The following is a 2,066-nucleotide window of genomic DNA, read 5'->3' on the forward strand; positions in this document are numbered from 1 at the left end:
GGCCGGGCCCTCCGCGGCGTGCGCGGCAGCCGGCCAGGGCCGGCGCGTACTGCTCCTGGAGCGCTCCGAACTGCCCCGGTACAAGACCTGCGGTGGCGGCATCATCGGGCTGTCCCGCGAGGCGCTCCCGGACGGCGTAGAACTCCCGCTGCGCGACCGCGTCAACGCCGTGACGTTCACCATGCGCGGCCGGCTCGGCCGCACGCGCCGCTCCCGCCGCACCCTGTTCGGGCTCGTCAACCGCGCCGAACTGGACACCAGGCTCGCCGAGGCGGCGCAGCGCGCGGGCGCCCGGCTGCGTACCGGCGTGACCGTCGCCCGCGTCGAGCAGCACGGCCCCGACGTGCCGGACCGGCGCACGGTCGCCGTGCACCTGGCGGACGGGGAGAAGGTGCTGGCCCGCGCGGTGGTCGGCGCGGACGGCAGCGCGGGGCGGACCAGCAGCCATGTCGGCGTCGAACTGGAGCAGGTGGACCTGGGGCTGGAGGCGGAGATCCCGGTGCCGCCGGAGGTCGCCGACGACTGGCGCGGCCGGGTGCTCATCGACTGGGGCCCGCTGCCCGGGAGTTACGGGTGGGTCTTCCCCAAGGGCGACACGCTGACGGTCGGCGTGATCTCCGCGCGCGGCGACGGCGCCGCGACGAAGCGCTATCTGGAGGAGTTCACCGCCCGGCTGGGCCTCGCGGGCTTCGAGCCGAGCCTGTCGTCGGGGCACCTCACGCGCTGCCGGGCGCACAACTCGCCGCTGTCCCGCGGCCGGGTCGTGGTCTGCGGCGACGCCGCCGGGCTGCTGGAGCCGTGGACCCGGGAGGGCATCTCGTACGCGCTGCGCTCCGGCCGGCTCGCGGGGGAGTGGGCGGTGCGGATCGCCGAGGCCCAGGACGCGGTGGACGCGCGCCGCCAGGCGCTGAACTACGCCTTCGCCGTCAAGGCCGGCCTCGGCGTGGAGATGGCGGTCGGGCGGCGGCTGCTGGCGGCCTTCGAGCGGCACCCCGCGGTCTTCCACGCGGTGCTGACCGGATTCCGCCCGGCGTGGCACATGTTCGCGAAGGTCACGCAGGGGACGACGACGCTCGGCGAGATCGTCCGCACCCACCCGGTGGTGCACCGGGTGCTGACGCTGCTGGACCGGAAGGGCGCGCTCAGCGGGTCTCAGTGAGGCGGAAGACCGGGTGGTCCGGGGCGGCGGCGAGCAGTTCCTCGTCGGAGGAGTCGGCCGTCACGCCCTGGAAGTACTGGTTGACCTCCCAGCCCCAGCGCTTGAGGTAGCTGCGCAGCACGGGCAGGGCGGTGGCGGGCGGCAGCTCCTCGACGGTGAAGGCGCGCACCTTGCGTCCGACGCGCAGTTCGCCGCCGCCGGCGGCGCGCATGTTCCGTACCCACTGGGAGTGGCCGCGGGCGGAGACGAGGTACTGCTCGCCGTCGTGGCGGTGGGGGTTGACGGGCAGGCGCAGCATCTTGCCGGACTTGCGGCCGCGTACGGACAGCTCCGCGGTGCCCATGACGCTCACGCCGCGGCGCGCGAGCCAGCCCACCACCTTGTTGAGCTTCGTGGCGAGGGGGCCGGCCTTGAGGTAGTAGGGCTGCGCGGTCATGGTGACCTCCTGTCGGGGGCGCTGCGAGCGCTGCGTGAGCGGTGATCCGAACCGAGAGCAGTGCTCTCGTTGTAGAGCAGTGTGCACCAGAGCGGTGACCCGAAGCAAGAGCACTGCTCTCGTTTTGGTGCGCCGATCTCCTTTCCGTGCGCTGCTCTCGATTGTGTGCACTGCTCTCGCGGTGGCAGACTGACCCCATGACGAGGGTCACAGGAGCCAGGGAGCGCGCCCGCACCGAGATCGCCGAGAGCATCAAGGCAGAGGCCAGACGCCAGCTCGCCGACGCGGGCGCCGCCCGCCTCTCGGTGCGCGCCGTCGCCCGCGAGCTGGGCATGGTTTCCTCCGCGCTGTACCGCTACTACCCCAGCCGCGACGACCTCCTCACCGCGCTGATCATCGACGCCTACGACGCCGTCGGCACCGCCGCCGAGCGCGCCGTCGCCGCCGCGCCCGCCGCCGACCCCGTCGTCC

3 protein-coding genes are annotated in these 2,066 nt (G+C 73.9%); 2 read left to right on the plus strand and 1 reads right to left on the minus strand.

Annotated features, from left to right (window positions below; all coding sequences use genetic code 11):
* A partial coding sequence (locus H5J30_RS29470) for a geranylgeranyl reductase family protein (RefSeq protein ID WP_181790365.1) occupies window positions 1-1,159 on the plus strand: 1,159 nt, incomplete at its 5' end.
* On the opposite strand, the gene H5J30_RS29475 is transcribed toward H5J30_RS29470, so the two are convergent.
* The gene (locus tag H5J30_RS29475) at window positions 1,143-1,595 is read right to left on the minus strand and encodes a nitroreductase family deazaflavin-dependent oxidoreductase (RefSeq protein WP_181790367.1); all 453 of its coding nucleotides are present in this window, start codon (window positions 1,593-1,595) and stop codon (window positions 1,143-1,145) included. The two genes, H5J30_RS29470 and H5J30_RS29475, sit on opposite strands and share 17 nt — an antisense overlap.
* Window positions 1,596-1,792: 197 nt before the next feature.
* Between H5J30_RS29475 and H5J30_RS29480 the strand changes: the two genes are divergently transcribed.
* The coding region (locus H5J30_RS29480) for a helix-turn-helix domain-containing protein (protein ID WP_181790369.1) at window positions 1,793-2,066 on the plus strand (274 nt) is incomplete at its 3' end.

The sequence above is a fragment of the Streptomyces phytophilus genome (genome assembly GCF_013870535.1).
GTDB lineage: Bacteria > Actinomycetota > Actinomycetes > Streptomycetales > Streptomycetaceae > Streptomyces > Streptomyces phytophilus.

Bases quoted from the DNA above. Each gene is read 5' to 3' on its own strand.
- H5J30_RS29475 (WP_181790367.1), bottom strand. From the start codon at position 1,595: ATGACCGCGCAGCCCTACTACCTCAAGGCCGGCCCCCTCGCCACGAAG.